Consider the following 22,371-nt stretch of genomic DNA (forward strand, 5'->3'; position numbering starts at 1 on the left):
CCGCCCACCGACATGAAGACGACTGCGGAACCGAAAGCCCACCAGCGCTCTGATGACAGCACCAGCGGCAGTATTCGCGGCTGCAAGACGGCGACATATCGTTATTATTATATGCCGCTTTACAATTTGTCTTGCCAAACACTCAAGAAGTGATGGAACGAGTCTTGGCATTTTCGGGGCTTGTCGCATTCTGTGTATACGGTAAAGGCTTGCGCAAGGCCCCCCTCTTACTATTGCTGGGGTTTCTCTGCGTACAATTGTTTTCCTGGAGCCTGGGATTATGGCAGTACCCGCAATGGGCGATAGATGACCCAAGGCTCCAGGATCTGGCCAAATTGTTTATCTTCATCAGTGTGGCGTGGTGGTTGAACGGAAGTACACGAAATACTCTCATCGTGTGGGGACTGGCAGTCGGCGGGGTCTTGGTCACGACGCTATTTGCACCAGGTGACGACGGATGGCTCACCGGGTTTACTGGGGAAAGAGTGGGATTCGGAATCCGTAATAACCAGCATGCATCCATGTTGTTTGGGGTTTCGCTATTGGGTTTGCTCTGTTTTGCTCGTCGCTTTTGGAGCGACGGTAACGCGCGGTATTTGAGAATAGCGCTTTGGTGCCTGGCGATGGTGATGGTGGTGACTGGCATCGCCGTTGGTCAGACAAGAGCCGTCTGGCTCAGTGCAACGATTGCGAGTGGCATCGGTCTGATACTCTGGGTTATCAAGTCCGTACTGGAGGGTAGAACCAGACATTTGACAAAGTATCTCGTCACAATTTCATTATCCATAGTAATCGGGGCAGGGGTACTGGTCTCTACACTGGGAGACTCTCTCAATCATCGCTTCCATAAAGAGAGCAGTGTGATATCTCAGTTGGTAGATGGCGAAATCACGGAAGTTCCTTATACAAGCATCGGCATTCGTATCAATAGCTGGATCGCGGCGAGCCAGTGGATTGCGGAACGCCCGATGACAGGGTGGGGACCTGAAGGGCGTCAGTTGGTCATGTCGAAAACGACCTGGCTGCCAGATTGGGTACTGGCAAAATATGGCCACCTGCATAATTACTTCCTTGAAACCTGGGTCGAATATGGGATTGTTGGACTTGTCGCGATGTCTCTATTGGCATTCTGGATTGGCCGTGCCACCTGGCTCGCGTGGCGGGGTAATGCGATGCCTGATGACATTGCCTGCTTCGGCCTGATGTTCTTCATCTATTGGATGATAATCAGTAACTTTGAATCCTATAATTCATTCCCGACAGGCCTGTTTGTCCATAATCTGATTGTCGGTGGTTTGATCACGCATTATTGGCGTTGGCGTTTAAGTCACCAGACTGCGTAATCGAATCTGTAAAGAAGTATGAATAAAGCGTGTCAGAAAATTCTGGCGCGCTTTATTTTTGAATACAAGATTATTGAATGTCACCTAATATGAGCAAGAGGTGCCAGTAAGCTGAAAGGGGACGAGTGAGTCCATGCTTCTGATACGGTGCATCATTGAAATATTTATGAATAATGATCCGGGTCTCTGATTTGAGGTATCTCAAGCGGTCATCAGATAGACACGATCTGCTACGCATCACCATCTGGTGATATCCTCTAGACTTTCCTCCACTGTTGCATCGATAGATAAATACAGTGAGTGTTGGAGTAATGCAAATGAATAATTCAGTGAAAACATGAGCTGGGGAGTGGCATACGATGGAAGCGATCAATTACTGACCAAGCTAGAAGGCGGGAGGTTAAAGCCAGAAAAATATCTGAAGACTGAGACGCATTACTATCGTACTGAGAGCCGCTCTCATGATAAATAATTAACATGATCTGATGCTTGCGAGTCTGCTCTGTCCCATCCGGTGCCGGGTGCATTTCACAAGAACAGCACCGTTCCTGTCGATCCCTTGGTCGCGTCATGCCTACGATGGACACTAAGGTGATGATTATCCGATGTTTTCTTGATCTTGCACCTGCAGGAAGATGGGCTTCATTGCCCTGAATCTAGCCAAATATGACGAAAATATGTATAATCCATGAAGCTTTCAATAAAAAACCTCGCTATTTTATCCAACAGGGCACCGTGCTCTCACTACGGCGCCCTGTTTGTCGTCTGGCCTCAGGAATTGCCCCAAAATCCTGGGGCGGTAGCGTGCCTTGAAAACGGTTATTACCTATGGCACGTTTGATATGTTCCATATCGGGCATCTCAATCTCCTGAAGCGTCTCAGTGAGAGAGGTGATCGTCTGATAGTCGGTGTGTCAACTGATGAGTTCAACTTGCTGAAAGGCAAGAAGACACTGATTCCCTACGATCAGCGTGCCAAGATCGTGGAAGCGATCGATTGTGTAGATCTCGTGATTCCTGAAAACGACTGGGAGCAAAAAGTACGCGACGTCAAGGAATATAATGTCGATACTTTCGCAATAGGGGAAGATTGGAAAGGGGAGTTCGACTTTCTGCAGGAATATTGTGAAGTGCTGTATATGGAGCGCACCAAGGATATATCCACGACGGATCTGAAACGCTCACTGAAGCGGTTCTTGTCAATTCCTCATGAAGATCTCATCAAGGCTTTCGAAGTCTTGGAATTGCTCCGTAGAGATCTTGAATAATGATGATGTTACAAACGCTATGAAAGTTCAAAATCGCGTCTTGAGTGGCTATACCATGTATACCACTGAATTGGTACGCCTGGTCGATTTCTGTATTATCTTTCTGGCAGGGTTCAGTGCACACTGGTTCCATTTTGGGGGACTGGATGTTTCCGAGAGATATGGTTGGGGCATGTTGCTGGGGGGGATATTAGCTCTTCTGGTACTGCCGCATTTCAATATCTATCGTTCCTGGAGAGGACAAGTCCGCTTCCGCCTGGTATTCCAGATCATGGCCGGATACATGATGTTGGGAGGGCTGTTGGCGCTGGTCATGTTCATGACCAAGACAGGTGACAAGTTCTCCCGGCTGTGGGTTGGCTATTGGATGGTAAGTGCTACGACATACTCCATCCTGATTCGTGCGATTGCTTATCCTGTTCTCAACCATCTGCGAGCCAAGGGCAAGAACCGCAAAAGCGTCCTCTTGATTGGTGATGCCTTGACCTGTGTTGGTGCAGTGCGTCAGCTGGCCAAGATCCCGACAGCAGGCTTTGATGTAGAACGAGTCATCTTGACTGGGGGGATTGAGCATTGGGGGTGGAGCGCAATTGAGCCAGAGCGCTACCAGCCTGACCAACAGATCGTCCATCAGGAGCAGGAAGTCTGGATCTGTCTCCCATTGACGCAAGGTAACCTGGTTCGTGATATCCAGTCAGAGTTGAGCCTGACGACCTGCAATGTGCGTTACATGCCCGATATGCGTGATTTTCGCCTTATCAACCATGATGTATCAGATGTTGCCGGTCTGTTCATGCTTGATCTGAGTTGCAGTCGCATGTCGCTGGGGGCAAAGCTTCTCAAGTGGATCGAGGATCGCCTGCTGTCATTGATCATCGTGATTCTGCTGTCACCTTTATTGGCGCTTATCGCGCTATTGGTGAAATGTACCTCTGCGGGCCCGGTGTTCTATACCCAGGAAAGGGTCGGGTTGAACGGAAAGCCCTTCAAGATGCTGAAATTCCGCTCGATGCCAGTCGACAGTGAAAAGGGTGGGGTGCAGTGGGGAAATGCCCAGGCGAAACGAACTACCCTTGTGGGCAGGTTCCTTCGCAAGACCAGCCTGGATGAGTTGCCGCAGTTCCTCAACGTGCTCAAAGGTGACATGTCAATCGTGGGGCCGCGTCCGGAACGCACGATCTTCGTCGAAAAACTTCGTCACGAAATTCCTGGTTATATGCAAAAGCACATGGTCAAGGCCGGTATCACGGGCTGGGCACAGATCAATGGTTGGCGAGGCGATACGGACCTGGCCAAGCGAATTGAATGCGACCTGTGGTATGTAGAGCATTGGTCATTATGGCTGGACTTACGTATCATCATGCTGACTCTCTTCAAGGGTTTGATCCATAAACATGCGTACTGACACATTGGTGAAAGTGAAATGAATATCGAAGTCGAAAAATCCTATCGGCTTCTACGGTTTTTGAATAAACCACGCCACCCATTACTTCGTTATCCTTTGGCCTTGTTATCCGGCATTGGTGTGTGGATGTTGGGTGCGCCTCTGGCCGTAGCGGCAGACAGTATCAAGCTCGCATCGCGAAGCAATGGACTGAAAATCGTCGTGCGGCGAGGCATCTGGTTTGCGCATACCGGGTGGCTGCCAGTGTCGACCAGGTCTGATTTCTTTTTCGATATTTCTGAAGAAATGTCTACCAAGGCGGCCGACTGCCTCATTGCCTGGTTGGCTGACAACCAGCGCATCACTGACTTTGAGCGCCATATCTGGCAGGCTGATCTGCATGGTGGGAAGCTGGAAAAAGCCGATTTCTCAGAGTGTGATAATGATCGTGATACGTCTACCAGCAGTCTGGTCATCTCTCCGCAAGACTCACTCTGGCAATATGACAAATCCTTCTGCGCCAGCGTCAATCATGCATTGTCGATCATCAGCGCTGACTTGGACAATCCGACAGCAGCGCCTGTCGTGGCGCATAAGTTCCAGAAGTCAGCGCAGTCGTTTGACAAGAATGATGCCTATCGCACGATCAAGGATTGCGATAGTTTGATGGGTAGCCTTGAGTGGCCCTGGTATGTCATCAGTGGCACGCTTCTTGGAGCCGTGAGAGAACAGGATTTCCTGGGACATGACTACGATATTGATATCGGTGTCGACGCCAAGGACTTCGATATCAAGCAACTTCGAGATGCTGTTGCTGGATCCGACAATACCTGGTTCATAAAGTCAGAAAGTTATTGTACTTTCCGGGAAGTCGTATCCGAGCGTGCCGTGCGATATTCCAGATTGACTCAGCCGATACTTGTCAAACTCGTGCACCATACCGGCCTTGTCGCTGACCTTTTTGTTCATGTGCAAGAGGGGAGCGTCGTCTGGCATGGCTCCGCTATCCACCGGTGGGACAACTCGGAGTTTTCGTTGACTGACTACACCTTGGGCAGTCAGGTAGTCAAAGGTGCTGCAGATGCAGATCGTTACTTGACTGAGAACTATGGCGATTGGCGTACCCCCGTGACGCGTTTCGATTGTAGTATTGATCCTCCCAATATCCGTTATTCTCGAACTGCGCGTTCAATCACGTACTTGAGCAAGGTCATTTATCGCTATCTGCTTGACGGTGATGTCGAGAAGGCACGTCAATACCTTTCTGCACTGGAAAGCGATGGGATGATCCTCAAGCAAGACGGTGTCTATCGTTATTGTTAGAGGATCGCGAAGATTCGGCTTCTCGCATCGTGGGAAGGCTGACGGTATCAAGGATATGAATGACAGAAGCCCGCCAAATTGGCGGGCTTTTTTGTTTGTCATCGCATGACCTCCCGCTCCCCACTCACCAGTCGGCTAATGCCTTCTGCTGGAGCATGCTTGAGCTCCGGCGGGAGCAGGGCATCCGGCAGGTCCTGATAGCAGACCGGACGCAGGAAGCGGTGAATGGCGGCGGTGCCGACCGAGGTGGTGCGGCTGTCGGAGGTGGCCGGCCAGGGGCCGCCGTGCACCATGGCGTCACAGACTTCGACCCCTGTCGGCCAGCCATTGACGAGGATGCGGCCTGCACGACGCTCCAGCACTGGTAGCAAGTGGCAGGCCGCGGTGATGATCTGCCTCATCGAGATGCAGCGTGGCGGTCAGCTGGCCTTCGAGGTGCACTGCAGACCTGCTTGCAGCTGAGCGAGATCCACGACATTCGATGATCAGCGAACTTGAGCCGAAGACTTCCGCCTGCATGGCCTCATTGGCTAAGAAAGTCACTCGCCTGTGGTGCTGAACAGCTGTGTCTGACACGGGCTGGCGATGGGGGAGTCGCTTTCACCGCTGGCCAGACTAGGTGATGCCTGGGGCTGTTCGGACAGGCTCGCGACGCCACTTGGGCATAGGCCTTGTGGATGCCGGGTGTCAGCATGGTCTGGCACCGGGCTTGCCTGGATGGCAGGGATGGCCGCCTGCTTGAGGAAGCGTTCCAGCGCTGCGCCTTTCACTGCCAATACCAGGCCCGGGTTGGTGCAGAACTGCCCGGCGCCCATGTTGAGCGAGCCGACGAAGGCCTCGCCCAGCAATTCGGCGCGGGCTTCCAGGGCCGCTGGCATCAGGATGACCGGGTTGATGCTGCTCATTTCGGCGTAGACTGGAATCGGCTGCGGACGCGATTGGGCAAGCGTCAGCAGGGCGGTGCCCCCACTGCGCGAGCCGGTAAAGCCGACCGCCTGGATGCTCGGGATGCTTGACCAGTGCCTGACCGACCTCATTGCCGGGGCCGAACAGCAACGAGAAGACGCCTTCCGGCAGTCTGACAACGCTGTGGCGGCGCGAGCGACGGCGCTGACCGACCAGTTCCGAGGTACCCGGGTGGGCCGAGTGTCCCTTGACCACGACCGGACAGCCTGCAGCCAGTGCGGAGGCGGTATCGCCGCCGGCCACCGAGAAGGCCAGCGGGAAGTTGCTGGCACCGAAGACGGCGACCGGGCCAAGCGGGATCTGACGCTGGCGAAGGTCTGCCCGCGGCAGGGGAGTGCGCTCCGGCAGTGCAGGATCGACGCGCACATCCTGCCACTCACCGGCGACGCACGACACCTTGGCAAAGAGCTTGAGCTGGCCACAGGTGCGACCGCGTTCACCGTTAAGGCGTGCCTCAGGCAGGCCGGTTTCCTGCATTCCGCGCTGGGTCAGGGTATCGCCGAGTGCCTCGATCTCCTCAGCGATGGTCTCGAGGAAGATGGCTCTTTCTTCTGGCGTCCGTGGCGCGATAGGCATCAAAGGCCTGGCCGGCCAGTCGGCAGGCCGTCTTCCACATCCCCTGCATTGGCCCCCGGGTAGCCGGGTGCCAGGCGCTCTGCGGTGGCCGGATTGATGGCGTGGATCGCCTCGCCCTTGGCGAGCAGAAGCTGCGCTGTCCGATGAGCTGATGGCCGTTGAGTGTCATGGTGCCTCCTGTCTGGCATGTTGGGTGGGTCTGGCATCGTGGGTGATAGCGGCAATCGGCAGCCGATACCAGTGAATGGCGTTGTCGTGCAGAACCTGGTCGAACGCGATCTGGCGTTGGTCGTGAGACGCCGTCTGCGCAATGGCACCGGTCACCAGTGATAGCCAGTCGCCATAGCTGACCTTGAGGCCGGAGACCGGGAAGTTGCTGGCGAACAGGCAGCGACGGGGGCCGAAGACGTCCAGTACCTCGCAGAGCAGCTCGTGATTGGCGCTGGTATCCCAGGCATGCCAGGGCGTGCCCAGTTCCGAGAGCTTGACGGCGACATTCGGGTTCTCAGAAAGCGCCCGCATGCCTGCGCGCCACTGGGCGAGGCCTTCCGGCGTGCGATCCCACGGCAGGCCGCTGTGATTGAGCATGACGCGCAAGCCGGGGTAGTCCTGAAGCGTCGTGGCCGCCTCTTCGAGATGCCAGGCGGGCACGCGCAGGTCCCAGCTCAGGTCACGCGCTTTGAGCAGCGCCAGTCCCTCGCACCAGCGTGGGTCCTGCAGACTGCCGCTGGTTCCCGTTACCGACTGGCGGGTCTGAGGTGTGGCGGCGGTGACCGGCTTGGCACGCACGCCACGAAACAGCGCTGAGTCACATTGCGCGTCCAGCTGTTCGGCGCACGCCTCAGTGCCGAAGGCCGCCCAGCCGACATGCGCACTCGGCAGGCCATGAATGGCTGCTTGCTCGGTAATCCATCGCGTCTCTTTCTCAGCCTGTGGGCGTGACGCTTCGGCTTCGCAATGCACGCTGCCTACCAGTTCGAAGCCCTCAGGCACCAGACGCTTGAGATCCGCGACCTGAAAGGGCTGGCGGATCGCGGCGTAATCGCCGAGAAAGAAGTTCTCCACCGGCGAGTCTTCCAGCCAGGGATACGCCACCTGGCCATCCAGCGCCCAGAGATGGTGGTGCGCATCGATCAGTGGCTGGCTTTGTGAAGGTTCGCGCTGTATTGGGGTATCCGTCATGACTGGCTCGTGTCCTGGCAAGAAGTATCAAGTGCCCACTGACTCAGTGGTCACGCACCAACAAGCAAGACACGTCCGGCTCGGCGCGCGTCGCGAAGCTTCGGCGTACCTGACCGCTCTCCAGATCCAGCACCGCGATGCGATCCCCCTTGAGCGAGACGAAGGCCTGCTCGCCATCCGGATGAAAGCTCATCGCGATGGGAACCGCCTCAAGCTGGATGGTGCCCAGCGGTGCCAGCGTTTCATCGAACAATGACAGCGAGCTTTCGCCGTAGTTGGTGGTGATCAGGCGGCCCCTGGGGTCACGGTAGATGCGATTGGGGTCACGTCCCGTGGTCGCCGAGGCGCGCACGGTCATCGATTCGGTATCCACCGCCACGATGCTGTCGTCATCGCGATTGCTGATGAACAGGGTGCGGCCATCGGCGGACAGGCTGTTGCCTTCCGGCTTGCGGCCCGGAATCATCGCGATGGGCGCGAAGGTGGCATCGTGCGGCTTGAACTTGGTGATGGTGTTGCTGAGCAGGTTGATGCCGTAGGCCCAGTCGCCTGCCTTGGTGAGCGCGAACAGGTGAGTCTTGTAGCCCCCGGAGGACACGGCCAGGTCTGGCGTGGTCTGGGTCAGGGGCGTGTTGAACAGCAAGAGGGTGTTGTGGCCCTCGCTCATCGCATACAGACGATCCTGCTCATCGATGCCCAGCCCATGGATGCGGTAGTACGGCCAGGTGCTGAGCGTGTTGACCAGCGTGAAGGTCTCGAGATCGACCACGAACACCGAGCAGCCGCCCTGATCGCCGATGCAGTCGGCGCCGAGGATGCCGTAGTGGCCCACGAAGGCGTAGCGGCCGGTGGAATCCACCACGAACTCATGCGGGTAGTCCGGCAGGCGCAGATGGTTGAGCTCCTCGCCGCTGGTGGCATCGTAAAGGCTCAGGGTGTGCGCGCATTTCTGGTTGAGCAGCAGAACATCTCGGGACATGACATTTCTCCAATCAGCGAGGGGAGTGACAGATAGGGAAAACGAAAAAGCGCTTGTGCGTTACTGAGTCACGGCGGCCGTGGTCTTCTGCGTGCCTTGCGGCTGGGCGTTGGTCGCGACATCGGCACCGGCCTGACTGGCGACCTGAATGGCATCGATCCAGTCACGGCCATTGGCGGCGATATAGCTGTCCCAGGTGGGTAGCACGACCTGCTGGAAGGCGGCGGTATCGACGTCGGTCTCGATCTTCATGCCCTTGGCGGCCAGTTCAGTGAGAATCTTCTGCTCGTTCTTCGCGTTCAGTTCGCGCTGATAATCACCGGCCTCGCGTGCTGCGTTCACCAGCACCTGTTGATACTCCGGTGACAGGTTCTCGAAGGTGTCGTCGTTCATCACCATCAACAGCGAGGTGTAGGCCTGGTTGGTCAGTGACAGGTAGTCCTGCACTTCGTAGAAACCCGCCGACCAGACGATGCTGATCGGGTGGTCCTGCGCATCGACCGTGCCCGTCTCCATCGCGGTGTAGAGCTCACCCAGCGGCATCGGTACCGGGTTCGCGCCGAGCAGGGAGAAGGCCTCGATCAGAGACTTGTTGGAGTTGGTGCGCATCACCAGGCCATCGACATCGGCGGGAGTCTTGATCGGATGTTTCGAGTTGGTCATCGCGCGGAAGCCGACCTCCCAGAAGGCCAGGCCCTTGAGGTTGTCCTGCTTGAGCAGTGCCAGGGCATCGTCGCCGACCTTGCCGTCCAGCACCTGATAGGCCGTCTTGCGGTCCGGGAAGATGTAGGGCAGATCGAAGGCGCCCAGCTCGCCGGCTGCAGGCCCGCTGAAGTTGGGGTTGCCGGACAGCTCGATATCGATGGTGCCGCTGCGCACGCCGGCGATCATCTGCTGGTCACCGCCGAGCACGCCGTTGCCGAAGATGTTGACGGTGATCTCGCCATCCGTGCCTTCCTTGACCAGACGTTCGGCGAAGCGCTCGGCCGCCTGTTGCTGGGTATCGGTGGTCGGGGCCGCGTGGGCCAGCTTGAGCACGGTGGCTGCATGCGCGGCGCTCATTGGCGCAAGGAGAAGCAGACTGGCGAGGGAGGTCTTGAGCATTGGCGTCATGGAAAGGCTCTCTTGTCGTTGTTGTCGTGAGTCAGTCGGTCATCCAGTACAGGGGCACGGTGATGATCTGCGGGAAGGCCACGAACAGCAGCAGGATCACCACATAGGCGAGGGCGAAGGGCGCGACACCACTGACCGCCTTCTCGAACTTGAGGTTGCCGACGCTGGTGATCACGTTGAGCACGTTGCCGACCGGCGGGGTGATCAGGCCGATGGCGCAGTTGAGGACGAACATGATCCCGAAGTAGACCGGATCGATACCGGCCAGCTTGACGATGGGCATCAGGATCGGCGTGAGCACCAGAATGGTCGGCGTCAGGTCCATCACCATGCCGACCACCAGCACGATGCCCATGATGGCGAGCATCAGGATGCGCGGATCATCGGCCAGCGGCTGCAGCAGACCGGCGACCATCAGCGGCAGCTGGGCGATGCTGATCAGCCAGGAGGCGACCATCGCGGCAGCCACCAGGAACATCACGATGGCGGTGCTGCGCGCGGCCTGGGCGAGGACGGCGTAGAGCTGGCTCAAGTCCAGTTCGCGGTAGACCACGGTGGCGACGAAGATGGCGTAGACCGCGGCGACCACGCCGGCTTCGGTCGGGGTGAAGATGCCGCTCTTGATGCCGCCGATGATGATGACCGGCAGCATGATGGCCCAGAAGCTGTCCTTGAGTGCCTTGAGGCGCTCACGCCCGCTGGCCTTCTTGGTGACGACCAGATCTTCCTTGCGGGTCATGAACAGCCACATCACCACCAGGGTCACGCCCATGATCAGCCCCGGCACGATCCCGGCGAGGAACAGCTTGCCGATCGAGATGCCACCGGCGACCCCGATGATGATCAGCGGAATCGAGGGCGGGATGATCGGCGCGATGATCCCGCCGGCGGCCATCAGGCCGGAGGAGCGGCCCAGCGGATAGCCCGCCTTGCGCATCATCGGCAGCAGCATGCTGGCAAGCGCGGCGGTATCCGCGACCGCGGAGCCGGACAGACTGGCCATGACGATGGCGGCGAAGATGGCCACGAAACCCAGTCCGCCCTTGCGGTGACCCACCAGCGACATCGCCAGCGTGACGATGCGCTGGGAGAGCCCGCCACGCGACATCACTTCCCCGGCGGTCAGGAAGAAGGGAATGGCCAGCAGGGTGTAGCTGTCGGCGCCGTTGACGAGGTTCTGGGCCAGGATCTGCGAGTTGAACAGATCCAGGTGCAGCATCAGCACGATGGCACTGACCAGCAGGGCAAAGGCGATGGGGAGGCTCAGGCCGATGGCGGCCAGCAGGGAGCCGAGGAAGAGCCCGATGGTCATGGCGTGTCTCCTTGCTGATCAGATGAGGGGCTGGCGGCATTCGGTGGCGTGATGCCATGCAGGGCAAGGGGCGTCAGCAGTCGCCACAGCAGGATCAGCGACATCAATACGCCTGCCATCAGGCCGGCGAGATAGAAGACGCCGACGGGAATGCCGCTGATGGGAGAGAGATTGCGCCAGTTGAGCACCGTCTGATCGAAGCTGCCCTTGAGCAGCATCAGGCAGCAGCCGAGCATCACCAGAGTGACAATGCGATCCAGCACCCTGCGACATGCCGCCGGCAGCTTGTCGGCGAAGGTGTTGACGCTCAGGTGCTCCTGACGGATCAATGCCGTCACGGCGCCCATGAAGGTGACCCAGACGAACAGGAAGCGGGACAGCTCGACGCTGATCGAGATGCCGCTGTTGAAGCCGTAACGCAGCACGACATTGACGAAGACCAGCGCGATCATCGCCACCAGTGCCAGTACCATCAGCAGGGTGAGGGCCTTCTCCAGTCCCTTGAAGATCGTCGTGATGCCGGTGGCAGTGCGGGTAGGCGCCGTTGACGCCAGCGGGGTGGCGTGGCTTCCCCGTGACTCGGAGGATGGCGCGATGGGCGGTTTGATCGACATGGATAACGGCATCTCTTGGGTCAGTTTGTTCATGGTGTTATCCCCGAAGGAAGCATCTCGATGACGGCGCGACAGTGCCTGGTCGCCGGGACTGGTTGTGTTGACTAACGGGCGTCGGCCAGCGCTGCCTGGAATTGCGTCACCACCGCCGGGTCCAGCGCCTGGGTGTGCTGCTGGATCACCGGTGCCAGTGCCTCACGCATGCGCTGACGTTCACTGTCCGCCACCACGTTGACGGTCATCTTGTCCTGCAGCTCGCTCAGCAGTTCCTCGTTCATGGCACGGCTCTGCTCACGCTGATACAGCGTGGCTTCACGAGCGGCCTCGCGGACCAGCTGGCGTTGGGCGTCATCGAGTGACTGCATGAAGCCTGCCGAGGCGACCAGCACCTGGGCGTCATAGGCATGCGCGGTACGCGACAGGTACGTCTGGACCTCGAAGAAGCGCTTGGCGTCGATCACGGTGTAAGGGTTTTCCTGACCATCCACCGTGCGGGTTTCCATGGCGGTGAACAGTTCATTGACCGACATGGGCACAGCGTTGGCATTCAGTCCGTTGAAGAGGTCGATGTAGAGGGCGTTCTGCATGGTGCGAATCTTGAGGCCCTCGATGTCCTCGAGCGTCTCGATGGGACGGCGGCTGTTGGTCATGTGACGGAAGCCGTTCTCCCAGTACTCGAGTGCCACCAGCTTCTTGTCATCGAGGCTTGCGAGCAGGGCACGGCCGGCCTCGCCATCCAGCACCGCATCGGCGTGTTCACTGTCATCGAACTGGAAGGGCAGGCTGACGATGTTGAAGTCAGGGTTGAGGCTGCTCAGCGTGGCGGTGGAGGGCGCGGTGAAGTCCAGGGTGTTGGACTGCAGCATCGAGGTCATGTTGACGTCATTGCCCAGAATGCCGTTGGAGAACACCGTGATGGTGATCTCGCCGTCCGACTTCTCCTCGACGAGCTCCGCAAACTTCTTGGCGCCCAGTGTCTGGGGATGCGCCTCCGGCAGGCTGGTGCCCATGCGCGCGGTGATCTCGGCGTGGGCGGTGGTCGCGAAGGTCAGCATCAACCCCAGGGTGGAGACCGTCTTGAGCAGGACGTTCGTATGCTGGGCGACGCTGGTGTCCAGCGAGTAGCAGCGCACGGCGTTGTCGCAGAACAGCGCGAGTCGCTGCTCGGGACTGAGCGAACGACTGAGTGTCTTGAAGCCTTGAAACAGCGTGTCGAGAGAGGTCACCAGCCCATCGACCGGGAAGTTGCTGGCGAACATCACGCGCTGGGCCCCGAAATGACGCAGCACGCTGTCGAAGACCTCGCGGTTGTCTTCCAGACGCCAGGCCTGACCCGCAATCCCGAGACCGGAGAACTTGATCATCACCTGCGGCCAGACAGCGACCCTGGCGAGGGCGTGTGACCATTCCCGCAGGGTGTCGGGATCACGATCCCCGGGCACGCCGGCGTGATTGATCACCACTGGCATCTCGGGATGGCGCTCCAGCAGCGGCAGCAGTTCCGCCAGGTGCCACCAGGGCACCTGCAGCTCGAAGATCAGCCCGTGGCGGGCGACGTCACTGACGCCGGACTGATAACGCGGGCAGCGCAGCGAGCCGGGCAAGGCATGGGTGGCAAGCGCCGGATCGTGACGCTCCAGTGCGGCCGGCTTGTGGCGGACACCCTTGACCATCCCTGATGTGCAAAGGCTCTCGAGCTGCTCGCCGATGTCATCCTGATCCAGCCAGGCCTGGGCGATCATGGCGTTGGGCCAGCCGCTCTCGCGGGCAGTCTCCTCGATCCAGCGCACTTCCTTGAGCGCATCGCCCCGCGCCCATTCCGCCTCCATGTAGACGCACCCCAGCACCCGGTGCGCCTCGCCCGCCGCCTGGAGATGCTCGGCGGGGAGGTAGGGGCGACGGATCGCGGAGTAGTCGCCGTAGCGGAAGAGGATCATCGGCTCATCACACAGCCAGGGGTGGTAGTTCCGCGTCGGGTCCCAGACATGCATGTGGGCATCGATGATCGGCAGATCTTCCTCCTGGCGGCTGGCCAGATAACGTGCGCGCTGCTCGCCGAGTTCCGCCAGAGGCACAGGCATTACCGGAAATTGGAGTGAGTCAGAGAGCATGGCGTGCCTCCTTGCATGGGCGAGTCAGGCGAGCGTGATCAGCGCGCGAGCGCGGTGTCGATGCGATCCAGCAGCTCGCTGCCGTGCTTAGCAGTGAACTCGGCGCGTACCGGCTCGGCGACCTTGGCACGCATGCTGGCGGTATCAGGCTCACGTACGACCTGCATACCTTGCTCCTCGAGGAAGGCCAGATCGCCCTGCTCATTGTCATGATTGAGCTGACGCTGATAGCGGGCCGCTTCCTGAGCTTCTTCCTTGATCAGCGTCTGCAGTTCGGGCGCGAGGCTGTCGAACGTCTGCTTGTTCATGATCAAGGGGGCGGCGGTGTAGGCGTGTGCGGTGAGCGACAGGTGCTCCTGCACGGAGTACAGGTTGGCGGAGCGGATCAGGCTGACCGGATTCTCCTGGCCATCCACGGTGCGGGTTTCCAGCGCGGTATAGAGCTCCGCGAAGGGCATCGGGGTCGGATTGGCGCCGAGTGCCTGGAAGGCGGCGATATGCGCCGGATTCGGGGTGGTGCGCAGGGTCAGGCCGCTGACGTCATCGGCGTTCTCGACCGCGCGTCGCGAGTTGGTCAGGTTGCGAAAGCCGATTTCCCAGAAGGCCAGTCCTTCGATCTGCTGCGGCTGCATGGCGGTCAGCAGGTCCTGACCGACCTCGCCGTCCAGTACCTGATAGGCCTGCTCGCGGGTGTCGGAACAGGAAGGGCAGATCCAGCACGTTCAGCTCGCCGACTGCAGGCCCGCTGAAGTAGGGATTGCCTGAGAGCTCGATATCGATGGTGCCGCTGCGCACGCCCGAGATCATGGCCTGGTCATTGCCCAACTGGCCGTTGGGGAAGATCTTGACGGTCAGTTCACCGTCACTGCGTTCCTTGACCAGACGTTCGGCGAAGCGTTCGGCGGCCAGGTGCTGTGAGTCGGTGACCGGATGCGCATGCGCGAAGGTCAGCGAGGTGGCGGCGTGTGCGGGGCCTGCCAGCAGCAGACTGGCAAGGGCGGCGGTGATGAGTGAGGCGGTGGCGTGGCGGGTCGAGAGTGTCATGGCGAAGCCCTTTTCTCGTTATTGTCGTGATGCTTCTGATGCGTACAGGCGGTGTTGCTGGTGGTGGTGGAGGTGCTGGTACTGCTAGCACCGCCATGGCGGATAGCTGCTCCGCTTGGTTGTCTTGGGTCTCGAACGCGACGGGATTGCGCAGTGCACGCCCGAAGGCGGGCAGTTCGATCTCGAAGCGATCGCCTTCCTGCACCTTGATCTGATCAGCGAAGCTCAGGGTGGCGGTGCCGAAGAAGTGCACGTGCAGATCCCCCGGCGCGCGGAACTGGGCGTACTTGAAGTGGTGGTGTTCCAGATTGGCCAGGCTGTGGGCCATGTTGGCCTCACCGGTCAGGAAGGGCTTCTCCCACAGGGTCTGGCCGTCGCGGGTGATGCGGCTGGTGCCTTCCAGGTGCTGGGGCAGCTCGCCGATCAGCAGTTCAGGGCCGTAGCTGCAGGCGCGCAGCTTGGAGTGGGCCAGCCACAGGTAGTTGGCGCGCTCGGTGATGTGATCGGAGAACTCGTTGCCTACCGCGTAGCCGATGCGATGCGGCTGACCGTTGGCATCGTTCACGTACAGGCCGACCAGCTCGGGCTCTTCGCCGGCGTCTTCGGCGAAGGCCGGCACGCTGATCGCGGTTTCCGGTGCCACCACGATGCTGCCGTCACCCTTGTAGAACCATTCCGGCTGCGCGCCGACCTGCCCCTCGGCGGGCTTGCCGCCCTCGAGCCCCAGGCGGAACATGCGCATCGAGTCGGTGAGGCTTGCGTCATCCTCCTGGCCTGTGCGGCGGCATGCATGGCGTCGCGGGTATCGGCGCTGCCCAGGTGAGTCAGGCCGGTACCGGTAACGGTGCAGCGCGCGCGATCCGGGTGGGTGACCGGCGGCAGCAGTTCCTGGCGATCGATGGCCTGCTTGTAGTCGACCAGCGTGTGCGAGTAGTGCTGTTCGATCAGCGCGCTGAGCCCGATGCCCAGCTCGATGGCGCGAGAGGCCAGCTCATAGGTGCCGCCCGGGAAGTCGAGCAGGCGCAGCTGGTCGCGGCTTTCGACCACGGCGACCCGCGGGCCGTTGGCGGTGCGAAGTTGGACGAGTCTCATGATGGCTTCCTCACTCGATGATGTTGAACTGATCGAAGTAGTCGCTGTTCAGCTCAAGGCCCAGCCCCGGGGTCTCTTCGTCGAGGTCGATGAAGCCGTTCACCGGCTCCGGGTCGCCCTTGAAGATGTAGTAGAAGAGCTCGTTGCCGATCTCGACGTCATGCACCGGGAAGTACTCACTCATCGGGGAGGCCAGTGAGGCCATGGTCAGGTGGTAGTTGTGCATCTGGCCGGCATGCGGGATGACCGGCACGCTGAAGGATTCGGCCAGAGCGTTGATCTTGCGCGCCGCGGTGATGCCACCGACCCGGTTGGTGTCGTACTGGATGACGGAGACGGCGCGCTTTTCCAGCAGCTGGCGGAAGCCGTAATGGGTGAATTCGTGCTCACCGCCGGAGATGGGGATGCTGGTCAGCTGATTGAGTTCGGCGTAACCATCGATGTCATCGGCGATCACCGGCTCTTCCAGCCAGCGCGGCTGGAAGCGCTCGAGCTTCGGCAACATGCGCTTGGCGTAGTCCAGGTTCCAGCCCATGTAGCATTCGAGCATCAGGTCGACATCCTCGCCGATGACTTCGCGCACGGCGGCGACGCTATCCAGGTTGGCACGCACGCCCTCGACGCCGTCACGCGGGCCATAGCCGAAGCGCATCTTCATGGCGGTGAAGCCTTGATCCAGATAGGACTGGGCCTCTTCCTGCATGCCCTTGAGGTCCGTGCGGTAGAGCTTGGAGGCGTAGCAGGGGATCTTGTCCTTGGTGCGTCCACCCAGCAGCTTGAAGACCGGCTTGCCGACCGCCTTGCCCATGATGTCCCAGATGGCGATATCCACGCCGGAAATGGCGGCCATGCCGATGCCCTTGCGGCCCCAGGCGTGGGTGGAGCGGTACATGCGCTGCCACAGGTATTCGTAGTCGAAGGGGTCCTGACCGATGATCAGCGGCGCGAGGTACTGATCGATGATCGCCTTGGCGATGCGCGGGGCGAGTGCCACGTTGCCAAGCCCCACCAGCCCGTTGTCGGTCTCGATTTCCACCACCGTCCAGCCGTGGAAGCGGAAGGTGCCCATCGAGTCGCCCTTGTCCCACAGCTCGTCCATGGCGTTGGAGCAGAAGTGGGCAGTGGGGGGGACGGTGTGGCCTTTCCATTCGAAGACGCGAGTTCTGACCTTGGTGATTTTCATCGGATTATCCTTGTTGTGGATGACGTTGGCGCAGATAGGTGAGCAAGAGTGGCAAGGCGTCAGGCCGAGGCGGTCTCGAGGCGCAGCGCGCGCAGGTTGGTGCCCATGCGCTTGGCGATCGCGAAGGCATTACGGGTCGGGTTCACGTCCGCCTTGCCTTGGCCTGCGATATCGAAGGCGGTGCCGTGGGCCGGCGTGGTGATGGGGATCGGCAGGCCGCCCTGGACGGTGACGCCGGACTTGAAGCCCAGCAGCTTGATCGCGATCTGCCCCTGGTCGTGGTACATGGTCACGATGGCGTCGTACTCGCCGTCGCGTGCCTTGAGGAAGATGGTGTCAGCCGGGAAGGGGCCTTCCACGGGATAGCCCTGGGTGCGGCACTCGGCGACGGCCGGCGCGATGACATCGATTTCCTCACGCCCGCAGGTGCCGCCCTCGCCACCATGGGGATTGAAGGCGGCCACGGCGATGCGCGGCTGCTCGACACCGGCCAGTGTCAGCGAGTCATGAATCAGCTGGCTGGCGGCGATGATGCGCTCCTGAGTGACGTACTCGGCGGCATCCTTGAGCGGGATATGCGAGGAGATGCGCGAGGTCCACAGCGTCCCCAGGGTGTTGAACTCGCAGAAGTAGCCCTTGACGCCCAGCGTCTCGGCGAAGAAGTGCAATTCATCTTCATGGCCAAGGCCGCCTTTCTTCATCGACAGCTTGTTGAGGGGCGCGAAGCAGATGGCGTCGACTTCCTCGTTCTGGGCCGCTTCCAGGCAACGAGACAGCACCGCGAGGGTCGAGGCGCCACAGGCGGCACTTTCCTCGGCCAGCGTCACCTCCTGCTGTGCCACGCTCTCCACCAGCATCAATGACAGGCCTTCATGTTCACGGGCTTCCGCGAAGCTTGTGACGCGTGGCAGCTCGGTGAAGAGCCCGGCCTGGCGTTGGCCCTGCTCCCAAAGCCACTGATCCCCGACCAGCACGCTGTGGGTCTCGGCGAACTGCTCGGGTTCCGCGATCAGGCGAGCGATCAGCTCCGGGCCGATACCGGCGGGATCACCGAGGGTCAGGGCAATGACAGGGCGTGTTGCGGACATGTGGACTGCTGGTTGGTTTACCGGACCAGTTGAGATGAAAACTAGCCGAGCGCACGATGATTGGTCAAGGATTTCTCGAAAATTGCGACCATGGTCGGTTTTCTGGTGCGTCTGATTCGGTTGTCAGTTATTCTGGTATGAAATCTATACCAGTGGGGGCCGCATGAACCAGACGCCTTTCGCCTTCGAGAAAGCGCTGAAGAATCAGACCAAGAAGGAAATTCTCGCCGACAAGCTCATCGAGATGATCCTGACCGGCCTGTTGCGCGATGGGGATGAGCTGCCCAGCGAGCGTGAGCTGGCGCAGCTGTTTGAAGTGAGTCGCGAGACCGTGCGCGGGGGGCTGGCACTATTGACGGGGTATGGCCTGCTCAATGTCTCGCATGGCAGCAAGTCACGGGTGTGTGCCAGCGAGGCGGTGATCGACAGCTTTCGCAATCATCCCGCACGTCAGCAGGGCGACGAGCTCAACAATCTGGACATCGAGAGCGTCTTCGAGAGCCGTATCGTGGTGGAGTCGGCCATCGCCCGCCGCGCAGCACGGCACATCGATGCCGCGGGCCTCAAGAAGCTGGATGCCTTGCTGGACGCCCAGTCCCAGCATTTCGACTCGCCGGTGAACTTCCAGCTCTCGGATCAGAACTTCCATCAGGTGATCGCGGAGTATTCGCGCAACGAGATCCTGATCCGCTACGCCCACGAGCTCTATACCTATGCGCTCAACATTCGTCGCCAGGTCATGGCCGAGCATGGCTCGATCAAGCGCAGCTATGAAGAGCACGTACGTATCGTCGAAGCGCTGCGCGCCGGCGACCCTGACGCCGCCGAACGCGCCATGCTCTCGCATATCGACAGCGTCTATTACACGACGCGGGACAAGATGATTCCTTTCCCAATATTGCCATCAGCTCTCCCGCTGGCATCGCTCTGGCCAGCGGGGCGCCCTGGCCCGCCCACTGTGCCCCGAAACCGGTGTCGCCCTGCGATCTGGCGGCAGCGTTGAGCGCCTTGCCGGCGGCGTAGGTGAGAGGGTAGTCCGGTGGTGTGGGGCATGATGGGTCTTCCATCAGGCGGGCAAATCGATTGGCGAGAATGCGTGCGGGGCGGCCCGAGACGATCGAGGTCATGCGGGTGTCATGCGCTGCCGGCCCTGCGAGTGCGTCTCGATAGGCGGCATCGGCGCTGGATTCCGGGCAGGCGATGAAGGCGGTTCCGAGTTGGGCTGCCACGGCGCCATTCGCGAGAGCGGCGGCAATGGCCTCACCATTCATGATGCCACCTGCGGCAATGATCGGCAGGTGCGTGGCGTCTACCAGCTGCCTGGTCAGGGCGGCAGTGCTCAGCTGGGTATCCGCGGCTTTAGGATCGAACATGCCGCGATGACCTCCCGCTTCGAACCCCTGCGCCACGATGGCGTCCAGGCCGGCCCGCTCGATGGCGCGGGCTTCCCCCGGGTGGGTCGCTGTCGCCATGAGCCAGATGCCTGCCTCCTTCAAGGCGCGGATGAAATCGCGTGAGGGTAGGCCGAAGTGAAAGCTGACGACGGGTGGGCGAGTCTCCAGCAACATCGCCTGCATGTCGGGGTCATCGGCGACGCTGGTATAGAGCGTGTCGAGTCTGGCGGGGGGCGTTGCCTCGAAGGCCTGGAAGTGCGGCGTCAGCCACTCCCGCCAGGCGCTCTCGCGAGCAGCGTCATGTGTCGGGGCCGGGTGCACGAAGACATTGACGTTGAAGGGCCTGTCGGTCAGCGCTTGCAGTTCCGTGATCATCCTGCGGGCGCCGTCGGCATCCGTGGCACCGACGCCGATCGAGCCCAGCCCGCCTGCCTTCGAGACCTCGGCTGCCAGACGAGGCGTCGAGACGCCTGCCATCGGGGCCTGAATGATCGGCCACTGCATTCCCATCATGCTACGCCGCACGCAACGCCGTGTGCCACTTATGCCTTGCGCCCTCACCATTGCATTTCCTCGGGTCATCCCAACGTCTTGTTTACTGTTTATTCGAATGAGTGAATGCATTGCTCATCCTTCACCGCAACTCAACGGAAAAGGAAAGCGCCCCCATGTCCAAGTCCCATTCTTCGGCCCATAGCGTCTCCGAGATCATCACCGAATCCCTGCTCGAGGCAGGTGCCAAGCGCTGTTACGGCATCGTCGGCGATACCATCAACCATTTCACCGACGCCATCCGGCGCTCCGAGATGGAGTGGGTGCATGTGCGGCATGAGGAGGTGGCCGGCTTCGCGGCAGGGGGCGAGTCCTTCATCAGCGGGGAGCTGACGTGCTGTGCCGGCACCTGTGGCCCGGGGAGCACCCACTTTCTCAATGGTCTGATCGAGTCGCATCGCAATGGCGCACCGGTGGTGTTCATCGCCTCGCAGATCGATACCGCCGAGATGGGCGTGGGCTTCCCGCAGGATGTGGACCAGAAGGCGCTTTATTCCCAGTACAGCGTGTTCTGTGAATACCTGACCAATCCCGAGAATGCTCGCCGCATGGTGGCCATCGCGGCGCAGAAGGCGCTGGCGGAAGGTGGGGTCGCGGTGCTGATCGTCCCGGGGGACCTTTTCCCGCAGAAGCCGAAGGCCTCGCTGCCCTGGCGTGCCCACCGCTTCTCGCCGGTGATCCGTCCGAGTGAGCAGGAGCTGGCCGCCGTCGCCGAGGCGCTCAATCAGCCGGGCAAGGTGTCGATCTACGCTGGGGTCGGCTGTCAGGATGCGCAGGAAGAAGTGCTGGCATTGGCACGTCGCCTCAAGGCGCCGGTGGCCTGGACGTCGCGTGCCAAGGACTTCATCGAGCCCAACAACGAGCAGGAAGTCGGCATGACCGGCGTGTTCGGTCTGCAGGGCGGCTACGAGGCCGTCGCGGAATGTGACACCTTGCTGCTGCTGGGCTGCAGCTTTGCCTGGTCCCAGTTCTATCCGGACAAGGCCACCGTGATCCAGGTGGATCTCGACCCCGGCAAGATCGGTATCCGTCATCCGGTGGATCTCGGTGTCGTCGGTAGCGTCAAGGACACCTGCGACGCGCTGCTGACCCGCGTGGACCCGCGTGATGACAGCGGCTGGCTTGACAGCTGCCGCAAGAAATATCTCGAGGCACGCGACGAGGCCGCCGTCACCTCCGACGATGAGCATCTGATTCACCCGCAGGAGCTGACCCTGGCGCTGGACCGCCATGCCAGTGAGGACGCCGTCTTCACCGCCGATGGCGGTAGCCCCATGGTGTGGTGTCTGCGTCACATCCGCGCCAACGGCAAGCGCCGCACGCTGCCAAGTCTGATGCATGGCACCATGGCCAATGCCTACCCTCAGGGCATCGGCATCCAGAAGGCCTACCCTGAGCGTCAGGTGATCGCCATGTGCGGTGATGGCGGTCTGTCGATGCTGATGGGGGACCTGCTGACTCTCAAGCAGGAGAAGATCCCGCTCAAGATCGTCATCTTCAACAACAGCACGCTGGGCTTCGTTGAGCTGGAGCAGAAGGTCGAGGGCATCCTGGATACCTACACCGAACTCGAGAATCCCGACTTCTCGCTGGTCGCCCAGTCCATGGGGCTGTGGGGACGGCGTGTCGAGGAGAAGCACGAGCTGGATGAGGCAGTGCAGAGCCTGCTGGCCCAGGACGGCCCCGGAGTGCTGGAGGTCAAGGTCAACCGCATGGAGCTGGTGATGCCGCCGCACATCGAAGCCGGGCAGGTCGCTTCCACCGCGCTCTACTCCGCCAAGGCGGTGCTCAATGGGCGCATGGATGACGTGGTCGATCTGGTGCGCAACAACTTCACCGGGCGGTGA

General features: G+C 60.3%; 17 protein-coding genes and 3 pseudogenes. 6 read left to right on the plus strand and 14 right to left on the minus strand.

From position 1 onward, the window contains the following. Positions 1 to 164: 164 nt before the first annotated feature. The 4 genes from CU110_RS05920 (at position 165) to CU110_RS05935 (ending at position 5,318) form a co-directional block, all read left to right on the plus strand. On the plus strand, positions 165 to 1,343 hold the full coding sequence (locus tag CU110_RS05920) for an O-antigen ligase family protein (protein WP_240665492.1): 1,179 nt from the start codon (positions 165 to 167) through the stop codon (positions 1,341 to 1,343). 809 nt (positions 1,344 to 2,152) lie between these two features. After that, positions 2,153 to 2,611: an adenylyltransferase/cytidyltransferase family protein gene (locus tag CU110_RS05925; RefSeq protein ID WP_127734904.1), complete on the plus strand. Its 459-nt coding sequence runs from the start codon at positions 2,153 to 2,155 to the stop codon at positions 2,609 to 2,611. A gap of 55 nt (positions 2,612 to 2,666) precedes the next feature. Further along, positions 2,667 to 4,016 (plus strand): undecaprenyl-phosphate glucose phosphotransferase, encoded by a 1,350-nt coding sequence (locus tag CU110_RS05930; RefSeq protein WP_127734907.1) that lies wholly within the window; start codon positions 2,667 to 2,669, stop codon positions 4,014 to 4,016. Between the two features lie 18 nt (positions 4,017 to 4,034). Next, positions 4,035 to 5,318 carry a hypothetical protein gene (locus CU110_RS05935; RefSeq protein WP_084208299.1) on the plus strand — a complete coding sequence of 428 codons (1,284 nt, stop codon included), beginning with the start codon at positions 4,035 to 4,037 and terminating at the stop codon, positions 5,316 to 5,318. Positions 5,319 to 5,416: 98 nt separating this feature from the next. Here the strand turns inward: CU110_RS05935 and CU110_RS17860 are convergent, their stop codons facing one another. From CU110_RS17860 to CU110_RS05990, 13 genes and pseudogenes are all read right to left on the minus strand, one after another. After that, a complete protein-coding gene (locus CU110_RS17860; RefSeq protein WP_346427165.1) occupies positions 5,417 to 5,719 on the minus strand; it encodes a hypothetical protein in 303 nt (100 codons plus the stop codon). 138 nt (positions 5,720 to 5,857) lie between these two features. Beyond that, positions 5,858 to 6,355, minus strand: a complete 498-nt coding sequence (locus CU110_RS17865; protein WP_346427166.1) for an aldehyde dehydrogenase family protein — start codon at positions 6,353 to 6,355, stop codon at positions 5,858 to 5,860. 25 nt (positions 6,356 to 6,380) lie between these two features. Beyond that, a pseudogene (locus CU110_RS17870) lies at positions 6,381 to 6,860 on the minus strand (aldehyde dehydrogenase family protein); the annotation flags it as partial. Positions 6,861 to 7,025: 165 nt separating this feature from the next. Beyond that, the gene (locus tag CU110_RS05945) at positions 7,026 to 8,042 is read right to left on the minus strand and encodes an amidohydrolase family protein (protein ID WP_084208301.1); all 1,017 of its coding nucleotides are present in this window, start codon (positions 8,040 to 8,042) and stop codon (positions 7,026 to 7,028) included. A gap of 43 nt (positions 8,043 to 8,085) precedes the next feature. After that, on the minus strand, positions 8,086 to 9,021 hold the full coding sequence (locus tag CU110_RS05950) for a YncE family protein (RefSeq protein WP_084208302.1): 936 nt from the start codon (positions 9,019 to 9,021) through the stop codon (positions 8,086 to 8,088). Positions 9,022 to 9,081: 60 nt separating this feature from the next. After that, entirely contained in the window at positions 9,082 to 10,134 is a 1,053-nt protein-coding gene (locus CU110_RS05955) for a DctP family TRAP transporter solute-binding subunit (RefSeq protein WP_127734909.1), read from the minus strand. A gap of 31 nt (positions 10,135 to 10,165) precedes the next feature. After that, positions 10,166 to 11,446 (minus strand): TRAP transporter large permease subunit, encoded by a 1,281-nt coding sequence (locus CU110_RS05960; protein WP_084208304.1) that lies wholly within the window; start codon positions 11,444 to 11,446, stop codon positions 10,166 to 10,168. Then, entirely contained in the window at positions 11,443 to 12,093 is a 651-nt protein-coding gene (locus tag CU110_RS05965; RefSeq protein ID WP_127734912.1) for a TRAP transporter small permease, read from the minus strand. Before CU110_RS05965 ends, CU110_RS05960 begins: the two co-directional genes overlap by 4 nt. Positions 12,094 to 12,164: 71 nt before the next feature. After that, entirely contained in the window at positions 12,165 to 14,171 is a 2,007-nt protein-coding gene (locus tag CU110_RS05970; protein WP_127734915.1) for a DctP family TRAP transporter solute-binding subunit, read from the minus strand. Between the two features lie 38 nt (positions 14,172 to 14,209). Then, a complete protein-coding gene (locus CU110_RS16015) occupies positions 14,210 to 14,884 on the minus strand; it encodes a DctP family TRAP transporter solute-binding subunit (protein WP_276317912.1) in 675 nt (224 codons plus the stop codon). 464 nt (positions 14,885 to 15,348) lie between these two features. Next, a pseudogene (gene araD1, locus CU110_RS05980) lies at positions 15,349 to 16,307 on the minus strand (AraD1 family protein); the annotation flags it as partial. A gap of 10 nt (positions 16,308 to 16,317) precedes the next feature. Next, a complete protein-coding gene (locus CU110_RS05985; RefSeq protein ID WP_077373800.1) occupies positions 16,318 to 17,490 on the minus strand; it encodes an L-rhamnonate dehydratase in 1,173 nt (390 codons plus the stop codon). Positions 17,491 to 17,549: 59 nt separating this feature from the next. After that, entirely contained in the window at positions 17,550 to 18,578 is a 1,029-nt protein-coding gene (locus CU110_RS05990; protein ID WP_084208309.1) for a 4-hydroxythreonine-4-phosphate dehydrogenase PdxA, read from the minus strand. A gap of 163 nt (positions 18,579 to 18,741) precedes the next feature. Here CU110_RS05990 and CU110_RS05995 point away from each other — a divergent pair, with 163 nt between their 5' ends. After that, positions 18,742 to 19,581, plus strand: coding sequence for a FadR/GntR family transcriptional regulator (locus CU110_RS05995; RefSeq protein WP_205694071.1), 840 nt, complete (start codon positions 18,742 to 18,744; stop codon positions 19,579 to 19,581). On the opposite strand, the pseudogene CU110_RS06000 reads toward CU110_RS05995, so the two are convergent. Then, positions 19,532 to 20,596, minus strand: a pseudogene (locus CU110_RS06000) (nitronate monooxygenase); the annotation flags it as partial. The gene CU110_RS05995 and the pseudogene CU110_RS06000 overlap by 50 nt on opposite strands. Positions 20,597 to 20,640: 44 nt before the next feature. Here CU110_RS06000 and CU110_RS06005 point away from each other — a divergent pair. Further along, positions 20,641 to 22,371 (plus strand): thiamine pyrophosphate-dependent enzyme, encoded by a 1,731-nt coding sequence (locus CU110_RS06005; RefSeq protein WP_084208315.1) that lies wholly within the window; start codon positions 20,641 to 20,643, stop codon positions 22,369 to 22,371.

Source organism: Cobetia sp. ICG0124, from assembly GCF_004006355.1.
Lineage (GTDB): Bacteria > Pseudomonadota > Gammaproteobacteria > Pseudomonadales > Halomonadaceae > Cobetia > Cobetia marina.